The organism is Micromonospora sp. WMMD754 (assembly GCF_049315235.1).
GTDB classification, from domain to species: Bacteria; Actinomycetota; Actinomycetes; order Mycobacteriales; family Micromonosporaceae; genus Micromonospora; species Micromonospora sediminicola.
This window is the reverse complement of record NZ_CP186058.1, coordinates 5,816,909-5,835,512: the sequence shown is the minus strand read 5'-3', so window position 1 is coordinate 5,835,512 and position 18,604 is coordinate 5,816,909. Positions and strand designations below refer to the sequence as shown.

Genomic DNA, 18,604 nt, shown 5'->3' with positions numbered 1-18,604 from the left:
ACCGGCGGGGGACGTCGCGGCATCCGGCGGTGACGAACGGGTGACGCGACCTCCGGCAGGGTCGCGGCACGAGGACGGGACGGTTCGAGGGGGCGGCATGATCAGGACGATGCTCCGGCTGCGCGCGCGTCCGGGGTGCGAGCCCGCGGTCGGACCGGCCTGGGAGACCGTCGCCGGGCAGGTCGGCGCGCTCACCGGCAGCCTCCGGCACGAGCTGCTGCGCGACGCCCTGGACCCGTACGGCTTCGTCGTGGTCACCGAGTGGACCGACGAGGCGGCGCTGCGCGCGTACCGGGACGGGCCGGTGGCGGCACGCCTGGGCGACCTGCTCCGGCCGCTGACCGAGCCGGCCGACCCGCCCGACTACCCGCCGATGCGGGAGGACGGCGACGGCGAGGGCCCGGTCTACGTGGACGTGGAGCTGACCGTGCCACGGGACCGGCTCGCCGAGTTCCACCGGGGCTACCCCGAGGTGGTGCGGCGGATGGCGGCCATCCCCGGCTACCGGCGTGAGCAGCTGCTCCGCGAGCCCGGCTCCGACACGCACCACATCTTCGCGGAGTGGGACGGCGCCGCGCCGTTCCTCGCCTGGATCGGCGACCCGGCCCACGCCTCGGTGCAGGCCGGCCCGATCGCACCGTTCCTTCTCGACATCCGGCGCCGCCTGTTCCACGTCGTACCCGACGGGACCGGCCGCCACTCGACCACGGGCAGGGAGGCCGACGTGCAGCAGACAACGGAGGTACTGGTCGTCGGGGCGGGGCCCACCGGGCTGACCGCCGCCGTCGAGCTGGCCCGGCGCGGCATCGCCTGCCGGGTCATCGACAAGCAGGTCACGCCGCCCGGCCACGCGGACAAGGCGATCGGCGTGCACTGCCGCACCATGGAGATCTGGGAGGAGCAGGGCGTCGTCCGGGAGGCCATGGACGCCGGCATCTGGCTCACCGGCAACATGGTCTTCGTCAACGGCGAGCAGACCCACCGGATGAGCTGGGAGCTGCCCGGCCTGCCGTACGACCACCTCGGCCTGCCGCAGTACGAGACCGAGCGGATCCTCACCGCCCGGCTGGCCGCGCTCGGGGTGCGCCCGCAGCGCGGCGCCGAACTGGTCGACTTCACCCAGGACGCCGACGGCGTGACCGCCACCGTCCGCACCGCCGACGGCGGCACCGAGACGGTACGCGCGGCGTACCTGGTCGGCGCCGACGGCGCGCACAGTCGGGTACGGGAGCGGCTCGGGCTCACCTTCACCGGCGGTCTGGGCCGGTTCCCGCAGCTGTTCATGCTGGTGGACGTCGACGTGAACTGGGACATGCCGGACGGGCACCTGCTGCGGTTCCTGCACATGACCGACGGGCAGATGGACGGGATGCTGGTCTGCGTACCGCTGCGCGGCGCGCACCGCTACCGCATCGCCACGCTCGCCCCGCCCCGGTTCTTCGCCCAGACCGGCGGGCGGGACGCCCCGCCCGGGTTCAGCGAGGAACTCGACGAGCCGACCATCTCCGACGTGCAGGCCGCGCTGGACCGCCTCGCGCCGCCCGGCACCCGGGCGAGCAACCTGCGCTGGTCGTCGGTGTTCCGGATCAGCCACGGCATCGTCGACCGCTACCGCGACGGGCGGGTCTTCGTCGCCGGGGACGCGGCCCACCTGCACCCGCCCGCCGGCGGCCAGGGCATGAACACCGGCATCCAGGACACCTGGAACCTGGCCTGGAAGCTGGCCCTGGCGGTACGTGGGCTGGCCGCGCCCGGCCTGCTGGACAGCTACGAGACCGAGCGGCGCCCGGAGGGCGAGGAGATCGTCGGCCGGGCGGTACGGATGGCCGGCACCGAGGAGGTGGACCGCGCCGACCTGGAACGGCAGTTCCTCCAGGAGATGTCCATGCTGCTCAGCTACGCCGGCAGCCCGCTGGTCGGGGAGACCGTCGCCGACCCGGCCGCGCTCGGCGACGCGCCCCGCCCCGGCGACATCGCGCCCGACGTGGACGGGTTGCGCCGGCGCGGCGTCGGCCACCCGCTGCGGTTGCGGGACCTGACCCGGGGCACCCGGCACACGCTGCTGCTCTACGCCGACGCCACGGCCGATCCGGCGCAGCTGGCGGGGTTCACCGACCTGTGCGCCGACGCGCGTCGCCTCGCCGGTGGCGAACTCGACGCGTACCTGCTGCTCGACCCGGAGGCCGACGAACCGCGCCTGGCCGACCCGCCGGTGGTGCGCGACGCCGACCGCCGGTTCCGGGCCGGGTACGGGCTGACCGGCACCGGGCTCTACCTGATCCGCCCGGACGGGCACGTCGGGTTCCGGGGCGCGCCCGTCGACCCGGACGCGCTGCGCAAGCACCTGCACCTGATCTTCGGGAGCGCGCGGTGAGCCGGGTGCGCACGGTGCTGGCGATGCGGACCCGCCAGGGGTGCGAGGCACAGTTCGAGGCGGCGTGGCTCACCGTCGCCGAGGAGATCCGGTCCCTGGACGGCTGCCTGCACCAGGACCTGGTCCGCGACGCCGACGACCCGCGCAGCTATCTGGTGATCAGCGACTGGGCGGACCGGGAGCGGCTGGACGCGTTCGGCCGCAGCGCGCACCGGGACCGGCTGCTGACCATCATCCGCGAGCTGCGCGAGTCCGCGCAGCGCCACACCTACCAGGTGCTGCACAGCGTGGCCGGCGAGCCGGGGGAGGGGCGATGACCGACGACGACAAGGTGCCGGCCGCCGAGTTGTACACCGAGGCGTTCGCGGCCGACCCGTACCCCACGTTCGCCCGGCTGCGGACCGAACGGCCGGTCTGCCCGGTCGGCTCGCCGCGGTTCGACTCGTGGCTGATCACCGGCTTCGACGACGCGCGCGCCGCGCTGACCGACCCGCGACTGTCCAAGGACCTGTACGGGCCGGACCAGCACTACCTGCGGATCTTCGGCCCGAACTCGGAGGGGTTGAACCGCAACATGCTCAACTCCGACCCGCCCGAGCACACCCGGCTGCGCCGGGTCGTGTCGCAGGCGTTCGCGCCCCGGCGGATCGAGGCGTTGCGTCCGCGGGTGGCGGTGATCGTCGACCAGCTCATCGACAAGATCATCCCGCAGGGCGAGGCGGACCTGATGCACGACTTCGCGATCCCGCTGCCGATGACGGTCATCTGCGAGCTGCTCGGCGTGCCGCCCGCCGACCACGGGCGGGTGCTCGACTGGACCCAGGTCATCCGCACCTCCGGCTCGACCAGCCGGCCCCCGGCGGAGGAACGCGCGGCGGTCCAGGAGGCGCAGCTGCGGCTGCACCACTACCTGGCCGACCTGGTGCGGGCCAAGCGCGACGACCCGGCCGACGACATCATCGGCGCGCTCGTGCGGGCCGTCGACCAGGACGGGACGCTGTCCGAGGCCGAACTGGTCACCACCACGTTCCTGCTGCTCTTCGCCGGGCACCAGACCACCGCCGACTTCCTCGGCAACGCCGTGCTGGCCCTGCTCACCCACCCCGAGCAGCTCGAACTGCTGCGCGCCACGCCCCGCCTGCTGCCGGCGGCGATCGAGGAACTGCTCCGGTTCGACGGCCCGCTGCCGGTGGCCAGCCCGCGCATCGCCACCGAGGACATCGACTACCAGGGGGTACGCATCCCGCGCGGGTCGATCGTCGGGGTGGCGATCAACGCCGCGAACCACGACCCCGGCCACTTCACTGACCCCGACCGGCTCGACGTGCGCCGGGTCCGGGGACCCCACCTCGGCTTCGGTCACGGCGTGCACTACTGCCTGGGCGTCTCGCTGGCCCGGATGGAGGCGGAACTCGCCCTGTCCGCGCTGCTGCGCCGGCTGCCCGGGCTGCGGCTCGGCGTCCCGCTCGCCGAGGTGCGCCGGCTGCCGGCCGCCTCGCCGTTCCGCGGCCTGCTGGAACTACCGGTCACCTTCACCGTCTAGCCCGTCCCACCCGTCTTCGAGGAGCAGTCATGGTCTTCCGGAACGTGATCGTCTGCCACATGGTCCCCGGTAGCGAGCAGATCGTCGGCGACGTCTTCGGCCACTACGACCAGGTCACCCGGCCGCAGGACCTCGGCGTCATCGGCCGGTACCTGCTGTCGCACCACGACCTCTACATCCACGTGATCGAGCGGGAGCAGGACCCGCGGATCTCCGGGCAGACCCGCGGGCTGCCCGCGTTCCAGAAGATCGCCGAGGCGATCGGTCCGTACGTGACCCCGTACCCGCGCTACTGGAAGAACCCGTCGGACTCGGTGGCCAAGGAGTTCTACCACTGGGCGCCCGAGGGTGAGCCGCCGGCGGACACCACGCTCACCGTGATCGTCGGGCGGATCAAGCCCGGCGCCGAGCCGGATGTGGCCCGGGTCTTCGGCGAGTCCGACGCCGGGTCGCTCCCGACCGACCTGGGCGTGACCGGGCGCTGGCTCTACTCGATCGACGACGTCTACGTGCACCTGCTGGAGCAGGAGTCCTCGGCCGCCGAGGCGACCCGGGACCAGCACGGCGACGCCCCGTCGTTCGGCAAGGTGATGCAGGACCTCGGCCCGTACATCGAGCCGTACCGGCCGGAGGTGTGGCACGGCCCGCAGGACTCGGTGGCCACGGTCTTCTACCGCTGGCAGGCCCAGGACTGAGCCACCTCACGCGCGCTCCCGCCACCGGGTGGCGGGAGCGCCGAATCCCCCTGTCGGTCGCGGTCCGTGCGTCAGGCTGGACCCGATTCCGTACGGGGGTGTCGGGTGCCGACCAAGGAGCTCATCCAGCACGTCGGGACGCTGCTGGACCTGGCCGGGGTGCTGGTCATCGCGGTCGGCGTGGCGGTCGCCACGGTGGTCTTCGCGGTGCGCTGCGGGCGCACCCGGCAGGTGGTGGCGAACTACCGGGCGTACCGGCAGGGCGTCGGACGGGCGATCCTGCTCGGCCTGGAGTTCCTGGTCGGCGGCGACATCATCCGCACGGTCGCGGTGTCACCCACCTTCACCAGCGTCGGCGTGCTCGCGCTGATCGTGCTGGTCCGGACGTTCCTCAGCTTCTCGCTGGAGGTCGAGCTGGACGGCCGCTGGCCCTGGCAGGGCCGCCCGCCGGTGAGCCGGCCGAGCGTGGGCGCCCGGCCGCAGCGCTGACCGTCGCACCCCCGGGGCAGGATGACGACCGTGCGCACGCTGCGGATCATCCAGGGAGACGCGACCAGCCCGCAGGCGAAGGGCCCCAAGGTGATCGCCCACGTCTGCAACGACCTGGGCGGCTGGGGGAAGGGTTTCGTCCTGGCGATCTCCCGGCGCTGGCCGGAGCCCGAGCGTGACTACCGCGACTGGCACCGGCACCGGGCCGGCAACGACTTCGGCCTCGGCGCCACCCGGCTGGTGCGGGTCGCGCCGGACCTGTGGGTGGCCAACATGGTCGGCCAGCGTGGCATGCGACGCGGCAGCGGCGGGCCGCCCATCCGCTACGACGCGGTGGAACGCTGCCTCATCGCGCTGGCCGACCACGCCGAGGAGCTGGGCGCGTCGGTGCACATGCCCCGCATCGGGTGCGGGCTGGCCGGCGGCTCGTGGCAGCGGATCGAGCCGCTGGTGCTGCGCACGCTGTGCGCCCGCGACATTCCGGTGACCGTCTACGACCGGTCCTGAGCCGCACCCCGGCGGCACGCACGTACGGCGTCCAGGTGGCGTAGCGCCTCGCGCATGCGAGGTCCGAAGCCCCTTCCCGGCCGCACCTGCGTGCCGATAGGGTGGCCGGCGTGACGGTGTTCCGGATCGGCGAGGCGGCCGAACTGCTCGGGGTCAGCGCGGACACGGTCCGGCGCTGGATCGACGCCGGCCGGTTGCCGGCCGCCCGCGACGAGCACGGCCACCGGGTGCTCGACGGCGCCGACCTGGCCGCGTTCGTCCGCGCCCCCGGCCACCCCGAGCTCACCTCGGCCCGCAACCGGCTGCGCGGCATCGTCACCGCCGTCGTCAAGGACACCGTGATGGCCCAGGTCGACATCCAGGCCGGGCCGTTCCGGGTGGTGTCGCTGATGAGCCGCGAGGCCGTCGACGACCTCGACCTCCGGGTCGGCTCCGTCGCCGTCGCCGTGATCAAGTCGACCACCGTGGTGGTGGAGCGCGCCCCCGCGCCCAAGGGAAGGACCAACCCGTGACCGTACGACGGCTCCGCGCCACCCTCGCCGGCGCGCTCGTGGCGGCGGTCGCCCTCGCCGGTTGCGGCGGGACGGACGGACCGGCGGCCGGGCGGGACGGCGGCGATGCGGTGACCGTGTTCGCCGCCGCCTCGCTCACCGAGTCCTTCACCCGGCTCGGCACGGACTTCGAGGCCGCCCACCCGGGCAGCACCGTCACGTTCAACTTCGCCGGCAGTTCGGCGCTGGCCACCCAGATCACCCAGGGCGCGCCGGCCGACGTGTTCGTGGCGGCGTCCCCGGCGACGATGAGGACGGTCACCGACGCCGGTGACGCCGCCGGCGACCCGTCCGTCCTGGTCCGCAACCAGCTTGTCGTCGCCGTGCCGAAGGGCAACCCGGGCCGGGTCGCCGGCCTGGCCGACCTCGCCCGGCCCGGCGTCAAGGTGGCGCTCTGCGCGGAGCAGGTGCCGTGCGGCGCGGCGGCCCGGACCGCGTTGGACGCCGGCGGCGTCCGGCTCACCCCGGTCACCCTGGAACAGGACGTCAAGGGCGCGCTGGCCAAGCTGCGCCTCGGTGAGGTCGACGCCGCGCTGGTCTACCGCACCGACGTCCGCGCCGCCGCCGCCGACCTGGACGCGGTCGAGTTCCCCGAGTCCGCCCGGGCGGTCAACGACTACCCGATCGTGGTGCTGCGCGGCGCCGGCAACCCCGAGGGCGCCCGCGCCTTCGTCGACTTCGTCCGCTCCGACGCGGGTCTGGCCGTGCTCACCGCCGCCGGTTTCCAGGCCGCGTCCGGGTCGTGAACCGCGCGGTACGCCGGCAACGGGTCCCGGCCGCCCTGCTCGTCCCCGCCGGGCTGGGGCTGGTCTTCCTCGTCCTGCCGTTGGTCGGCCTGCTGGTCCGGGCGCCCTGGACCACGCTGCCCCGGCGGCTCGGCGAACCGGGTGTGCTCACCGCGCTGCGGCTGTCCCTGGAGACCGCCACCGCCGCCACCCTGCTCTGCGTCGCGCTCGGCGTACCCCTGGCCTGGCTCCTGGCCCGGGTGGAGTTCCCCGGGCGGCGGCTGGTCCGCGCGCTGGTCACGGTGCCGCTGGTGCTGCCGCCGGTGGTCGGCGGCGTGGCGCTGCTGCTGGTCTTCGGCCGGCGCGGGCTGCTCGGGTCGTGGCTGGACGACACGTTGGGCGTGACGCTGCCGTTCACCACCGCCGGGGTGGTGCTGGCCGAGGCGTTCGTCGCCATGCCGTTCCTGGTCATCGCGGTCGAGGGGGCGCTGCGCGCCGCCGACCCCCGCTACGAGGAGGCAGCGGCCACGCTCGGCGCCGGCCGCTGGACCACCTTCACCCGGGTCACCCTGCCGCTGGTCGCCCCCGGCGTGGCGGCCGGCGCGGTGCTCTGCTGGGCCCGCGCGCTGGGCGAGTTCGGCGCCACCATCACGTTCGCCGGCAACTATCCCGGCCGGACCCAGACCATGCCGCTCGCCGTCTACCTGGCCCTGGAGACGGACCCGCAGGCGGCCATCGTGCTCAGCCTCATCCTGCTCGTCGTCTCCGTGGCCATCCTCGCCGGCCTGCGCGACCGCTGGGTCGGTGCCTCATGAGCGCCAGGGCCCTGCTGGACGCGCACCTGGTCGCCGAGCGGGACACGTTCGGACTGGACGTGCGGCTGCGCATCGCCGCCGGGGAGGTGGTGGCGCTGCTCGGCCCGAACGGCGCCGGCAAGACCACGGCGCTGCGGGTGCTGGCCGGGCTGCACCCCCTCGCCGCCGGGCACCTCACCCTCGACGGCGTCGACCTGGACCGGCCCGACCGGCGGGTGTGGACGCCGCCGGAGCGTCGGCCGGTCGGCGTGGTGTTCCAGGACTACCTGCTCTTCCCGCACCTGAGCGCGCTGGACAACGTGGCCTTCGGACCCCGCCGCCGGGGTGCCGACCGGCGTGCCGCCCGGGCCCGGGCGCAGGGCTGGCTGGACCGGGTCGGCCTCGGCGAGCAGGCCCGACGGCGGCCCCGGCAGCTCTCCGGCGGGCAGGCCCAGCGGGTGGCGCTGGCCCGCGCGCTCGCCGTCGAGCCGACCCTGCTGCTGCTCGACGAGCCGCTCGCCGCGCTCGACGCCCGGACCCGGCTGGACACCCGCGCCGAACTGCAACGGCACCTCGCCGCGCACCCCGGTGCGACGCTGCTGGTCACCCACGATCCGCTGGACGCCCTGGTGCTGGCCGACCGGCTGGTCATCGTCGAGCACGGCCGGGTGGTGCAGGAGGGCGACGCGGCGACCGTCACGGCCCGGCCGCGCACCGACTACGTGGCCCGGCTGGTCGGGCTCAACCTGCACCGCGGCCGGGCCGACGGGCGCAGCGTCACCGTCGGCGGCCTCGCCCTGACCACCGCCGACAGCGTGCACGGGGAGGCGTTCGTCGCGTTCCCGCCGGCCGCCGTCGCGCTGCACCCGACGCGTCCCGAGGGCAGCCCGCGCAACGTCTGGCCGGCCACGGTGACCGGGGTGCAGCGGCACGGCGACAACCTGCGGGTGCAGCTCGCCGGGCCGGTCGAGGTGGCCGCCGACGTCACACCCGCCGCGGCGGCGCAACTCGGGCTGCGCCCCGGCCAACCGGTCTGGGCGGCGGTGAAGGCCGCCGAGACGCGCGCCTACCGGGCGTGAGATATCCCGCTGGTCGGAGAATGTGCGCAGGTGGGAGGTTTGACGTCGGCTCCTCCGGTCACTGGGACGGTGAGCCACGACGGAAGGGGGACACCGGTGCCCGACGCGATCCGGACCAGGTCCAGTCAGGACGCCGCCCTGCCCGAGGGCGTCACCGATCCGCTGCTGTGGCGCGCCGCGTACGACGTGGCCGCCGCGCACCGGCCGGACCCGGCCGGCCGCTGCACCAGCCTGCTCTGCGCCGGCCGCCCGGCGCCCTGCCCGCCGTTCACCGCGGCGCACAAGGCCATGGGGCTGGCCGGGGACGCCGGCCGTCGCGCCGGATACGACGGGTCCGCCGGCCGGCCGACCCGCGACCGGCGGCGCGCCGCCTGAGCGTCGCGGGGCCGGGCGGTTCGAACCGTGGACGCCCCGCTTCCGTGTTTATGATCGACAACTCGGTCGGAATGCGGGGAAGAGGAGAGTTCGTGACGGTCGACGCCCACGCCTTCTGGCTGCGCGCTCCCGGCCAGGGCGAGATCCGGCCGGTCCGGCTCGCCCCGCCCGGCCCCGACGAGGTGCTGGTCCGGGCCCGGTTCTCCGGCGTCAGTCGGGGCACCGAGACGCTGGTCTTCAGCGGTCGGGTCCCGGTCGACCAGTACGCCGCCATGCGTGCCCCGTTCCAGTCCGGCGACTTCCCCGCGCCGGTCAAGTACGGCTACCTCAGCGTGGGCACGGTCGAGGAAGGCCCGCCGCAGCTACGCGGTCGGACCGTGTTCTGTCTGCACCCGCACCAGAGCGCGTACGTGGTCCCGGCCGACGCCGTGGTGGTCGTGCCGGACGGGGTGCCGGCGGCGCGCGCGGTGCTGGCCGGCACCGTGGAGACCGCGGTGAACGCGCTCTGGGACGCCGCGCCGCTGGTCGGCGACCGGGTCACCGTGATCGGCGGTGGCATGGTCGGGTGCGGCGTGGCCGCCCTGCTGGCCCGCTTCCCCGGCGTCCGGGTGGAGCTGGTCGACGCCGACCCGGCGCGGGCCGCGGTGGCCGCGGCGCTCGGCGTCGACTTCGCCCTGCCCGCCGACGCGGCCGGCGAGCGCGATCTGGTGGTGCACGCCAGCGCCACCGCCGACGGGTTGCAACGCGGCCTGGAGCTGCTCCGCCCGGAGGGCACCGTGCTGGAGCTGAGCTGGTACGGCGACCGGCCCGTCACCCTCTCGCTCGGCGGCGCGTTCCACTCCCGGCGGCTCGGCATCCGCAGCAGCCAGGTCGGCACCGTGTCGCCCCGGCGCGCCGACCGCAGCTACGCCGACCGCCTCGCCCTCGCCCTGGACCTGCTGGCCGACCCCGCGTTCGACGCGCTGCTCACCGGCCGGTCCCGCTTCACCGACCTGCCCGACGTGCTGGACCGGCTCGCCTCGGGCGAGCTGCCGGCGCTGTGCCATCTCATCACCTACGGCGAGGAGTGAACGTGTTCAGCGTGACCGTCCGGGACCACATGATGGTCGCCCACAGCTTCCGCGGCGAGGTCTTCGGCCCGGCCCAGCGGCTGCACGGCGCGACGTTCGTCGTCGACGCCACGTTCCGCCGCGCCGACCTGGACGCCGACGGGATCGTGGTCGACATCGGGCTGGCCACCGACCAGCTCAAGACCGTGCTCGGCGAGCTGACCTACCGCAACCTCGACGACGAGCCGGCCTTCGCCGGGGTGAACACCACCACCGAGGTGCTGGCCCGCACGGTGGCCGACCGGCTCGCCGACGCGGTGCACGCCGGACGGCTGGGGGAGGGGGCTCGGGGGCTGGCCGGGATCACCGTCACCCTGCACGAGTCGCACGTCGCCTGGGCGAGCTACGAACGGTCGCTGTGACCGGATGACCGCCGTCCACGTGGTGCTGCCGGGCGACATCGACGACCCGGCGAACCCCAGCGGCGGCAACGCCTACGACCGGCACGTCTGCCGGGGACTGGCCGCGCTCGGCTGGGCCGTGCGCGAGCACCCGGTGCCGGGCGGCTGGCCGCACCCGGCGCAGCGCGAGCGGGCCGAGCTGGCCGGGCTGCTCGGCGGGCTGCCCGACGACGCGGTCGTGCTGCTCGACGGCCTGGTCGCCTCGACCGTGCCGGACGTGCTCACCCCGCACGCCGGCCGGCTGCGCCTGGTGGTGCTGGTGCACCTGCCGATCGAGGGCGAGGCCGAGAGCCGGGCGCTGGCGGCGGCGACCGCGGTGGTCGCCACCAGCGACTGGACCCGGCGGCGGCTGCTCGACCACCATGGGCTCGCCGGCAGCCGGGTGGTGGTCGCCGAGCCCGGGGTCGACCCGGCGCCGCTCGCCCCCGGCACGCCCGGCGGCGGTCGGCTGCTCTGCGTCGCGGCGGTCACCCCGATCAAGGGCCACGACGTCCTCGCCGCGGCGCTGGCCCGGGTCGCGGACCTGGCCTGGACGTGCGACTGGGTGGGGCCGCTGGACCGGGACCCGCGGTTCGTCGACCGGACGCGTCGACGGCTGGTCGACACCGGCCTCGCCGACCGGGTGCGCCTGACCGGCCCCCGCACCGGCGACGACCTGGCCGCCGCGTACGCCGCCGCCGATCTGCTGGTCCTGCCCTCGCGGCGGGAGACGTACGGCATGGTGGTCACCGAGGCCCTGGCCCGGGGCGTGCCGGTGCTGGCCGGCGACACCGGCGGCCTGCCGGCGACGCTCGGGCACGCCCCCGACGGCGACCGGCCGGGCCTGCTGGTGCCACCGGAGGACCCGGGCGCGACCGCCGACGCGCTGCGCCGCTGGCTCACCGACCCCGCCCTGCGGGACCGGCTGCGCCGCGCCGCCCGGCAGCGGCGGCACACCCTCACCGGCTGGCCGGTCACCGTGGACCGGCTGGCGACCGCGCTCAAGGAGGCGACCGCGGCATGACCACCTCACTCCCGCCCGACTTCGCGGACTGGCTCCGGCTACGTGAGCCCGCCGACGCCGCCGCCCGCTCGACCGAGCTGGCCGACGCGGTCCGGGACCGGCTCCCCGCCGACCGGCCGCTGGTCGTGCACGACCTGGGCAGCGGCACCGGCTCGATGGCTCGCTGGCTGGCCCCCCGACTACCCGGCCCGCAGCACTGGGTGCTGCACGAACGCGACGCCGACCTGCTGGCGCTGGCCGGCGCCGGGCGGCTCACCGCCGCCGACGGCGGCCCGGTCACCGTGACCACGCGGGGCTCGGACATCACCCGGTTGACCGCCGCCGACCTGGCCGACGCCCACCTGGTCACCGCGTCGGCGCTGCTGGACATGCTCACCGCCGAGGAGATCGACCGGATGGCGGCGGCCTGCGCCGGGCATCTGACGCTGTTCGCGCTCACCGTGCTCGGCCGGGCGGAGCTCACCCCGCCGCACCCGCTGGACGCCGCGCTGACCGCCGCGTTCAACGCCCACCAGCGGCGCACCGTCGACGGGCGGGTGCTGCTCGGGCCGGACGCGGTGGACGCGACGGTGGCCGCGTTCGCCCGCCACGGCGTCGAGGTGGCGGTGCGGTCCACGCCGTGGCGGCTCGGCCCGGAGCAGGCCGCGCTGGCCGCCGAGTGGCTCGCCGGCTGGGTCGACGCGGCCGTCGAGGAACGACCGCATCTGGCCGGGCCCGCCGCGACGTATAGGAAGTGGCGGCTCGACGAGGCCGCCGTCGGCCGCGTGGAGGTCGTGCTGCACCACGCCGACCTGCTCGCCGGCTGAACCGTACGGCCCGCCGACACGTGACATCCGGTGGGAACGAGGGAGGACCGCTTGTCACACGTCGCCGTCGCCGGGTCCGTACCGGCCGTCATGCCCGCGCCCGTCCGGTCGCGCCGGGCCCGGGCCCGCCTCGCCCGGGTGGGCCGGGCCTGGGTACGTCCGCTCGCCGGGCTGGCGGTGCTGGCGGTGCTGGTCGCCTCCGTGGGCACCGGTCCGTTCCTGGCCGGACTGCGGCTGATCGACGCGCCGGCGCTCGCGGCCGCGCTCGGCATCGGCGTGGTCACCACGGTCTGCTGCGCCTGGCGCTGGTCCCTGGTCGCCGGCGGGCTGGGCGTACGGCTGCCGATGCGGGCCGCGGTGGCGCACTGCTACCGGGCGGTCTTCCTCAACTCCACCCTGCCCGGCGGGGTGCTCGGCGACGTGCACCGGGCGGTGCGGCACGGCCGCGACGCCGGGGACGTGGCCCGGGGCGTCCGGGCGGTGGTCTGGGAGCGCACCGCCGGGCAGGTGGTCCAGGTGGTCATCGCGGTGGGGCTGCTGGCCGCGTTCCCGTCCCCGGTCCGCCCGTACCTGCCGGCGCTGGCCGCCGGCCTGGCCGTGGTCGCGCTGGCGCTGGTGCTGGCCGCCCGCGCGGTGCCCCGCTCCGGTGCGTCCCGCTGGGCGCGGGCGGCGCGGACCGCGCTCGCCGACGTGCGCTGCGGGCTGCTGGGCCGCCGGACCTGGGCCGGCGTGGTGGTGGCCTCGACCGTGGTGTTCGCCGGCCACCTGGCCACCTTCGTGGTGGCCGCCCGCACGGCCGGCGCGGACGCCCCGCTGTCCCGCCTGCTGCCCCTGACGCTGCTCGCGCTGCTCGCCATGGCGGTGCCGCTGAACGTGGGCGGGTTCGGCCCGCGGGAGGGGGTGGCCGCGTGGGCGTTCGCGTCGGCCGGGCTGACCGCCGCGCAGGGCGTCGCCACCGGCACGGTCTACGGCGCGCTGGTCCTGGTGGCCAGCCTGCCCGGCGCCGCGGTGCTGCTGGTGCGCCGCCTGCCGCGCCGGGAGCCCGGCAACTGTCGGTGATCCCGCCTACGGTGAGGGTGCGAGGTGTGCGTCGTCGGGTCCGCCCGGCGACCGGACGGAGGAGAACCATGGACGAAACCCTGCCCAACGCGACGGTCCGGACCCGGGTCACGGTCCCGCTCAGGTTCCCCGACGGATACGTGACCACCGCCACGGTGCACACCTTCCACGGCCTGGTGGACGGCCGCGAGCACCTGGCGTTCGGGCTCGGCGACCACGAGGCCGCCGACCCGCCGTTGGTCCGTCCGCACAGCGAGTGCCTCACCGGGGACGTGTTCGGCAGCCAGCGCTGCGACTGCGGCCCGCAGTTGCGGGAGGCGGTGGAGCGGATCGCCGACGCCGGCGGCTACCTGCTCTACCTGCGGCAGGAGGGCCGGGGCATCGGCCTGTACGCCAAGCTCGACGCCTACGCGCTGCAGGACGACGGCCTCGACACGTACGAGGCGAACCTGGCGCTCGGGCGGGGCGCCGACGAGCGGGACTACACCGTGGCCGCGCAGATGCTCGCCGCGCTGGGGGTGGACCGGGTGGCCCTGCTCAGCAACAATCCGGACAAGGCGGCCCAGTTGGAGCGGCTCGGCGTCACGGTGGCCGACCGGGTGTCCACCGGCGTGCACCTGTCCCCGGCGAACGCCGACTACCTGGCGGCCAAGGTCACCCGCGCCGACCACGCCCTCGACCTGCCGTTCGTGCCGTGACCGGCCGACCGTACGTGCTGCTCAGCTGCGCCATGTCGATCGACGGCTACATCGACGACGCGACGACCGAGCGGCTGCTGCTCTCCAACGACGACGACCTGGACCGGGTGGACGCGACCCGGGCCGGGTGCGACGCGATCATGGTGGGCGCGGCGACGGTCCGCCGGGACGACCCGCGGCTGCTGGTGCGCAGCGAGCGCCGGCGCGCCGATCGGGTGGCGCGGGGGTTGGCCCCGTCGCCGGTGAAGGTCACGGTGACCGGCAGCGGCGACCTCGATCCGGCGGCCCGGTTCTTCACCGCGGGCGACGGGGCGAAGCTCGTCTACTGCCCGAGCGGCGTGGTGGACAAGGCCCGGGAGCAGGTCGGCGCGGTGGCCACGGTGGTCGACGCCGGGGAGCCGGTCACCCCGGAGGCGGTCGTCGCCGACCTGGCCGGGCGTGGGGTGAGCCGGCTGATGGTCGAGGGCGGCGGCTCGGTGCACTGCCAGTTCCTCACCGCCGGGCTGGCCGACGAGCTGCACCTGGTGGTCGCGCCCTTCTTCGTGGGGGACCGGCGGGCGCCCCGGTTCGTCGGGGACGGCCGGTTCCCGTGGCACCCGGGCCGCCGCGCCCGGGTCGTCGAGGTCCGCCAGATCGGCGACGTGGTGCTCACCCGCTACGCGCTCTCCGATCGCTGCCTGGCCTGACCCGCCGTCAAGGTCCGCCCTTGTGCGAGACCACTGTCGATATTAGTTTGTTGATAATCCATACGAACTAATGTCCCGTGGACCCTTTCCGAAGGGGGACCGATGACCCACCCCGACCCGGGCTCCTCCCGTCGCCGCTTCCTCGGCCTGGTGGGCCTCGGCGTGGCCGCGACCACCGCCGGCCCGCTGCTCGCCGGCTGCTCCGAGAAGCCGGCCGGCTCCGGCGGCGCCCAACAGCTCGACGCCGTCTCCGGCGTGTTGCCGACGCACAAGGACCTGGCCGGCGGCGTCAAGCCCGACATCGTCGGCACCCGGCCGGTGGCCGACGGATACACCAGCTATCCGGCCACCCTGGTCGACGCCGTCACCGACAAGCCGGGCACCAGCGGCAAGCAGGTCACCGCGATGACGCCCGCCTGGGGGGCGGCGCCGCCCGGCACCGCGCAGAGCGCCTACCTCCAGGCCGTCAACGCCGAACTGGGCACGCCGGTCACCTTCACCATCCAGGACGGCGTCACCTACGCCGACAAGCTCAACGCCATGCTCAGCGCGCGGGACGTGCCGGAGCTGCTCTGCGTACCGGGGTGGGAGGTGGAGAAGATCCCGCGCTTCGCCGAGGCGATCAAGGTGCTCTTCGAGGACCTCACCGACCACCTCAGGGGCGACGCCGTCGACGCGTACCCGATGCTGGCCAGCTTTCCGACCGGCGCCTGGCGCGAGGCGGTCTGGAACGAGCGGCTGGTGTCCGTGCCCAACCCCACCGACTCGCCGTTCCCGTGGGTGCTGTTCACCCGCAAGGACCTGCTCGACGCGCGCGGCCTGGCCGTGCCGTCGAACCTCGACGACCTGCTCACCGTCGCCAAGCAGGTCACCGACCCGGCCCGCAAGGTGTGGGCGTTCGACGACGTCTTCGCCATGATCCAGATGTTCCATCGGGTCCCCGCCTCCAAGCAGGGATGGCGGCTGCGCTCCGACGGGACGCCGGAGTTCAAGTACGAGACGCCGGAGTTCCGCCAGGCTCTCGAGGTGATGGCCAGGATCTACCAGGACGGTCTGGTCCACCCGGACGTCGTGGCCAGCCGGGGCGCGGACGCCAAGCAACTGTTCGCCAAGAACGGCGCCATCGTGTTCAAGCAGGACGGCATGGGCATGTGGCAGGGCGCCCAGGCCGAGCACCAGAAGACCAACCCCGCGTTGAACATCCAGGCGGTGCCGGTCTTCTCCGCCACCGGTGGCGACCCGCTGGTCTGGCGGGCGGACAAGCCGATCTCCTACACCTTCGTCCGGAAGGGCCTCGGCAAGGACCGGGTCCGGGAGCTGCTGCGGATCATCAACTGGTGCTCCGCGCCGCTGGGCAGCCAGGAGGCCCAGCTCCGCGACTTCGGCGTCGAGGGCCGGCACCACACCAGGTCGCCGAACGGGCCGGTGAAGACCGACCTGGCGTTCAAGGAGATCGCCAACCAGTACTTCTTCATCAGTGGTCGCAACCCCACCATCGGGCCGTTCCCGGACACCCCCCGCTACGTCCCGGACGTGCTGAACTACTCCAACCAGATGGTCCCGTTCCTGGAGAAGGACCCCTGGGACGGGGTGAAGCTGGAGATGCCGGCCGCCTACAAGGCCAACCAGGTGCCGACGGAGGACAAGTTCACCGACCTCCTGCGCGGCCGGCGTCCGATGAGCGACGTGGACGCCATCGTCGCCGAGTGGAAGGCGGGCGGTGGGGAGGAAGCCCGCAAGCTGCTCGCCGACTCGCTGCCGAAGACGGCCAAGTGAGCGAGCCGGCCGTCGTGGTCGGGCCCGAGCGGGCCCGACCCGACGCCCCGGCCCCACCGGCCCGCACGCCGCGCCGTCGCCGCGTGCCGCTGGGCACCCGGCTGCGCCGCGACTGGCAACTACTGGCCATGGTGGCGCCCGGTTTCGGCATCCTGCTGGTCTTCAGCTACCTGCCGATCGCCGGCAACGTCATCGCGTTCCAGGACTACAACCCCTACCTGGGCGACAACCCGTGGCAGGCGTTCACGCACAGCAACTGGATCGGCTTCGGTCAGTTCCAGCTCCTCTTCGACGACCCGGCGTTCTGGGACGCGTTCCGCAACACCCTCGCCATCACGGCGTTCCAGTTGGTGTTCTTCTTCCCGCTGCCGATCGTGTTGGCGGTCATGCTGCACAACCTGCTCTCCAACCGGCTGCGCGGCCTCGTCCAGACGATCGTCTACCTGCCGCACTTCTTCAGCTGGGTGCTGGTGGTCACCTTCTTCGTGGCCATGTTCGGCGGCGCGGGACTGCTGGCGCAGACCATGCGCGATGCCGGCATGCAACCGTGGAACGTGATGACCGATCCGGACACGTTCATCGTCCTGGTCACCGCCGAGGCGGTGTGGAAGGACGTGGGCTGGGGCACCATCGTCTTCCTGGCCGCGCTGTCCACGATCGACCAGAGCCTCTACGAGGCGGCCGCCGCGGACGGCGCCGGGCGGTGGCGACGGCTGTGGCACATCACGCTGCCCGGCCTGCGCCCGGTGATCGTGCTGCTGCTCATCCTGCGTCTCGGCGACGCGCTCTCGGTCGGCTTCGAGCAGTTCCTGCTGCAACGCGACGCGGTCGGCCGGCAGGCCGCCGAGGTGCTCGACACCTTCGTCTACCACTTCTCCATCGCCACCGGAAACTACGGCTACGGCGCGGCGGCCGGGCTGTTCAAGGCCGTCGTCGGCCTCGTGCTGATCCTCGCCGCGAACCGGGTGGCGCACCTGCTCGGCGAACGAGGGATCTACGCGAAGTCATGACCGCGACCAGCCGCCGGTCGACCGGCACGCGCCCCCGCCGTCCGGTGTGGGAGGAACGACCGAACCCGGTCGGCCAGGCGCTCAAGGCCGTCCTGCTCACCCTGCTGGTGGCCGGGGTGCTCTTTCCGCTCTGGGTGATCCTGGTGACCAGCCTCTCCTCCCGCGAGACGATCGCCGCCGCCGGTGGCCTGGTGGTCGTGCCGAAGGGCATCGACACCTCGGCGTACCGGACCATCCTGGCCGGCGGGGCGGTCACCCGGGCGCTGTGGATCAGCACGCTGGTCACCGTGCTCGGCACGGTGATCGCGCTGACCGTCACCGTGCTGGCCGCGTACGGGCTGTCCCGGCCGGGCTCGCTGGGCCACCGCTGGCTGCTCGCGTACTTCCTGATCCCGTTCCTGGTCTACCCGCCGCTGGTGCCGCGCTACCTGGTGGTCACCGGGCTGGGCCTGAAGGACACCGTCTGGGCGCTGGTCCTGCCGCCGGCGATCAGCGTGTTCAACCTCGTCGTGGTGCGCGGCTTCTTCCAGGGCATCCCGCAGGAGCTGCTGGACAGCGCCCGCATCGACGGCGCGAGCGACTTCCGGACCCTCGGGCGGATCGTGCTGCCGCTGTCCCGCGCGGTGATCGCCGTGGTCGGCCTCTTCTACGCGGTCAGTTACTGGAACGTGTGGTTCGACGCGTTGCTGTTCATCGACCGCAACGACATGTACCCGATCCAGCGGGTGTTGCAGAGCTACCTGCTGGCCGGGCAGGCGCCGCACACCTCGGGCGGCACCACCGGGGTGACCATGCCACCGACCGAGGCGATCAAGATGGCGGTGGTGGTGCTGACCGTCGCGCCGATCGTCGCGGTCTACCCGTTCGTCCAGCGGCACTTCGTCAAGGGCGTGCTGATCGGCGCGGTCAAGGGCTGACGCCTGC

At 74.3% G+C, this 18,604-nt stretch carries 21 protein-coding genes; all 21 read left to right on the top strand.

The features are described 5' to 3' along the window. Window positions 1–97: 97 nt before the first annotated feature. The 21 genes from ACN27B_RS27470 to ACN27B_RS27370 all read left to right on the top strand — a co-directional run bounded on the left by ACN27B_RS27470 (window position 98) and on the right by ACN27B_RS27370 (window position 18,597). The gene (locus tag ACN27B_RS27470; RefSeq protein ID WP_099160619.1) at window positions 98–2,374 is read left to right on the top strand and encodes an FAD-dependent monooxygenase; all 2,277 of its coding nucleotides are present in this window, start codon (window positions 98–100) and stop codon (window positions 2,372–2,374) included. Further along, window positions 2,371–2,691, top strand: a complete 321-nt coding sequence (locus ACN27B_RS27465; RefSeq protein ID WP_098744454.1) for a putative quinol monooxygenase — start codon at window positions 2,371–2,373, stop codon at window positions 2,689–2,691. The genes ACN27B_RS27470 and ACN27B_RS27465 overlap by 4 nt, the downstream gene beginning before the upstream one ends. Beyond that, on the top strand, window positions 2,688–3,917 hold the full coding sequence (locus ACN27B_RS27460; RefSeq protein WP_422742001.1) for a cytochrome P450 family protein: 1,230 nt from the start codon (window positions 2,688–2,690) through the stop codon (window positions 3,915–3,917). The genes ACN27B_RS27465 and ACN27B_RS27460 overlap by 4 nt, the downstream gene beginning before the upstream one ends. A gap of 29 nt (window positions 3,918–3,946) precedes the next feature. Continuing rightward, window positions 3,947–4,612 carry a TcmI family type II polyketide cyclase gene (locus ACN27B_RS27455; protein WP_099160621.1) on the top strand — a complete coding sequence of 222 codons (666 nt, stop codon included), beginning with the start codon at window positions 3,947–3,949 and terminating at the stop codon, window positions 4,610–4,612. 105 nt (window positions 4,613–4,717) lie between these two features. Then, window positions 4,718–5,101, top strand: coding sequence for a DUF1622 domain-containing protein (locus ACN27B_RS27450; protein ID WP_422741999.1), 384 nt, complete (start codon window positions 4,718–4,720; stop codon window positions 5,099–5,101). A 30-nt stretch (window positions 5,102–5,131) separates the two neighbouring features. After that, entirely contained in the window at window positions 5,132–5,608 is a 477-nt protein-coding gene (locus tag ACN27B_RS27445) for a macro domain-containing protein (RefSeq protein ID WP_253866353.1), read from the top strand. A 110-nt stretch (window positions 5,609–5,718) separates the two neighbouring features. Further along, window positions 5,719–6,120: a TOBE domain-containing protein gene (locus ACN27B_RS27440; protein WP_091577490.1), complete on the top strand. Its 402-nt coding sequence runs from the start codon at window positions 5,719–5,721 to the stop codon at window positions 6,118–6,120. Beyond that, entirely contained in the window at window positions 6,117–6,905 is a 789-nt protein-coding gene (gene modA / locus ACN27B_RS27435; RefSeq protein ID WP_422741996.1) for a molybdate ABC transporter substrate-binding protein, read from the top strand. Before ACN27B_RS27440 ends, modA begins: the two co-directional genes overlap by 4 nt. Continuing rightward, window positions 6,902–7,699, top strand: a complete 798-nt coding sequence (locus ACN27B_RS27430; protein WP_422741994.1) for an ABC transporter permease — start codon at window positions 6,902–6,904, stop codon at window positions 7,697–7,699. The genes modA and ACN27B_RS27430 overlap by 4 nt, the downstream gene beginning before the upstream one ends. Continuing rightward, entirely contained in the window at window positions 7,696–8,757 is a 1,062-nt protein-coding gene (locus ACN27B_RS27425; protein WP_422741992.1) for an ABC transporter ATP-binding protein, read from the top strand. The genes ACN27B_RS27430 and ACN27B_RS27425 overlap by 4 nt, the downstream gene beginning before the upstream one ends. Window positions 8,758–8,853: 96 nt before the next feature. Then, on the top strand, window positions 8,854–9,132 hold the full coding sequence (locus ACN27B_RS27420; RefSeq protein ID WP_253866354.1) for a hypothetical protein: 279 nt from the start codon (window positions 8,854–8,856) through the stop codon (window positions 9,130–9,132). A 50-nt stretch (window positions 9,133–9,182) separates the two neighbouring features. After that, window positions 9,183–10,202, top strand: coding sequence for a zinc-dependent alcohol dehydrogenase (locus tag ACN27B_RS27415; protein ID WP_422741990.1), 1,020 nt, complete (start codon window positions 9,183–9,185; stop codon window positions 10,200–10,202). A gap of 2 nt (window positions 10,203–10,204) precedes the next feature. Next, window positions 10,205–10,603: a 6-pyruvoyl trahydropterin synthase family protein gene (locus ACN27B_RS27410; protein WP_422741988.1), complete on the top strand. Its 399-nt coding sequence runs from the start codon at window positions 10,205–10,207 to the stop codon at window positions 10,601–10,603. Between the two features lie 4 nt (window positions 10,604–10,607). Continuing rightward, entirely contained in the window at window positions 10,608–11,645 is a 1,038-nt protein-coding gene (locus ACN27B_RS27405) for a glycosyltransferase family 4 protein (protein WP_422741986.1), read from the top strand. Then, entirely contained in the window at window positions 11,642–12,451 is an 810-nt protein-coding gene (locus tag ACN27B_RS27400) for a class I SAM-dependent methyltransferase (RefSeq protein ID WP_099160628.1), read from the top strand. The genes ACN27B_RS27405 and ACN27B_RS27400 overlap by 4 nt, the downstream gene beginning before the upstream one ends. A 90-nt stretch (window positions 12,452–12,541) precedes the next feature. Beyond that, entirely contained in the window at window positions 12,542–13,510 is a 969-nt protein-coding gene (locus ACN27B_RS27395; protein WP_172967974.1) for a lysylphosphatidylglycerol synthase transmembrane domain-containing protein, read from the top strand. Window positions 13,511–13,578: 68 nt separating this feature from the next. Next, window positions 13,579–14,208: a GTP cyclohydrolase II gene (locus ACN27B_RS27390; protein ID WP_098744469.1), complete on the top strand. Its 630-nt coding sequence runs from the start codon at window positions 13,579–13,581 to the stop codon at window positions 14,206–14,208. Further along, window positions 14,205–14,894, top strand: a complete 690-nt coding sequence (locus ACN27B_RS27385) for a RibD family protein (RefSeq protein WP_099160631.1) — start codon at window positions 14,205–14,207, stop codon at window positions 14,892–14,894. Before ACN27B_RS27390 ends, ACN27B_RS27385 begins: the two co-directional genes overlap by 4 nt. 102 nt (window positions 14,895–14,996) lie before the next feature. Then, the gene (locus ACN27B_RS27380) at window positions 14,997–16,670 is read left to right on the top strand and encodes an extracellular solute-binding protein (protein ID WP_099160632.1); all 1,674 of its coding nucleotides are present in this window, start codon (window positions 14,997–14,999) and stop codon (window positions 16,668–16,670) included. Then, window positions 16,667–17,680, top strand: coding sequence for an ABC transporter permease (locus ACN27B_RS27375; RefSeq protein ID WP_099160633.1), 1,014 nt, complete (start codon window positions 16,667–16,669; stop codon window positions 17,678–17,680). The genes ACN27B_RS27380 and ACN27B_RS27375 overlap by 4 nt, the downstream gene beginning before the upstream one ends. Further along, window positions 17,677–18,597, top strand: a complete 921-nt coding sequence (locus tag ACN27B_RS27370) for a carbohydrate ABC transporter permease (RefSeq protein ID WP_098744473.1) — start codon at window positions 17,677–17,679, stop codon at window positions 18,595–18,597. Before ACN27B_RS27375 ends, ACN27B_RS27370 begins: the two co-directional genes overlap by 4 nt. Window positions 18,598–18,604 lie beyond the last annotated feature (7 nt).

Bases quoted from the DNA above. Each gene is read 5' to 3' on its own strand.
- ACN27B_RS27470 (WP_099160619.1), top strand. From the start codon at position 98: ATGATCAGGACGATGCTCCGGCTGCGCGCGCGTCCGGGGTGCGAGCCC.
- ACN27B_RS27460 (WP_422742001.1), top strand. From the start codon at position 2,688: ATGACCGACGACGACAAGGTGCCGGCCGCCGAGTTGTACACCGAGGCG.
- ACN27B_RS27455 (WP_099160621.1), top strand. From the start codon at position 3,947: ATGGTCTTCCGGAACGTGATCGTCTGCCACATGGTCCCCGGTAGCGAG.
- ACN27B_RS27425 (WP_422741992.1), top strand. From the start codon at position 7,696: ATGAGCGCCAGGGCCCTGCTGGACGCGCACCTGGTCGCCGAGCGGGAC.
- ACN27B_RS27415 (WP_422741990.1), top strand. From the start codon at position 9,183: ATGATCGACAACTCGGTCGGAATGCGGGGAAGAGGAGAGTTCGTGACG.
- ACN27B_RS27405 (WP_422741986.1), top strand. From the start codon at position 10,608: ATGACCGCCGTCCACGTGGTGCTGCCGGGCGACATCGACGACCCGGCG.
- ACN27B_RS27400 (WP_099160628.1), top strand. From the start codon at position 11,642: ATGACCACCTCACTCCCGCCCGACTTCGCGGACTGGCTCCGGCTACGT.
- ACN27B_RS27395 (WP_172967974.1), top strand. From the start codon at position 12,542: ATGCCCGCGCCCGTCCGGTCGCGCCGGGCCCGGGCCCGCCTCGCCCGG.
- ACN27B_RS27390 (WP_098744469.1), top strand. From the start codon at position 13,579: ATGGACGAAACCCTGCCCAACGCGACGGTCCGGACCCGGGTCACGGTC.
- ACN27B_RS27380 (WP_099160632.1), top strand. From the start codon at position 14,997: ATGACCCACCCCGACCCGGGCTCCTCCCGTCGCCGCTTCCTCGGCCTG.
- ACN27B_RS27370 (WP_098744473.1), top strand. From the start codon at position 17,677: ATGACCGCGACCAGCCGCCGGTCGACCGGCACGCGCCCCCGCCGTCCG.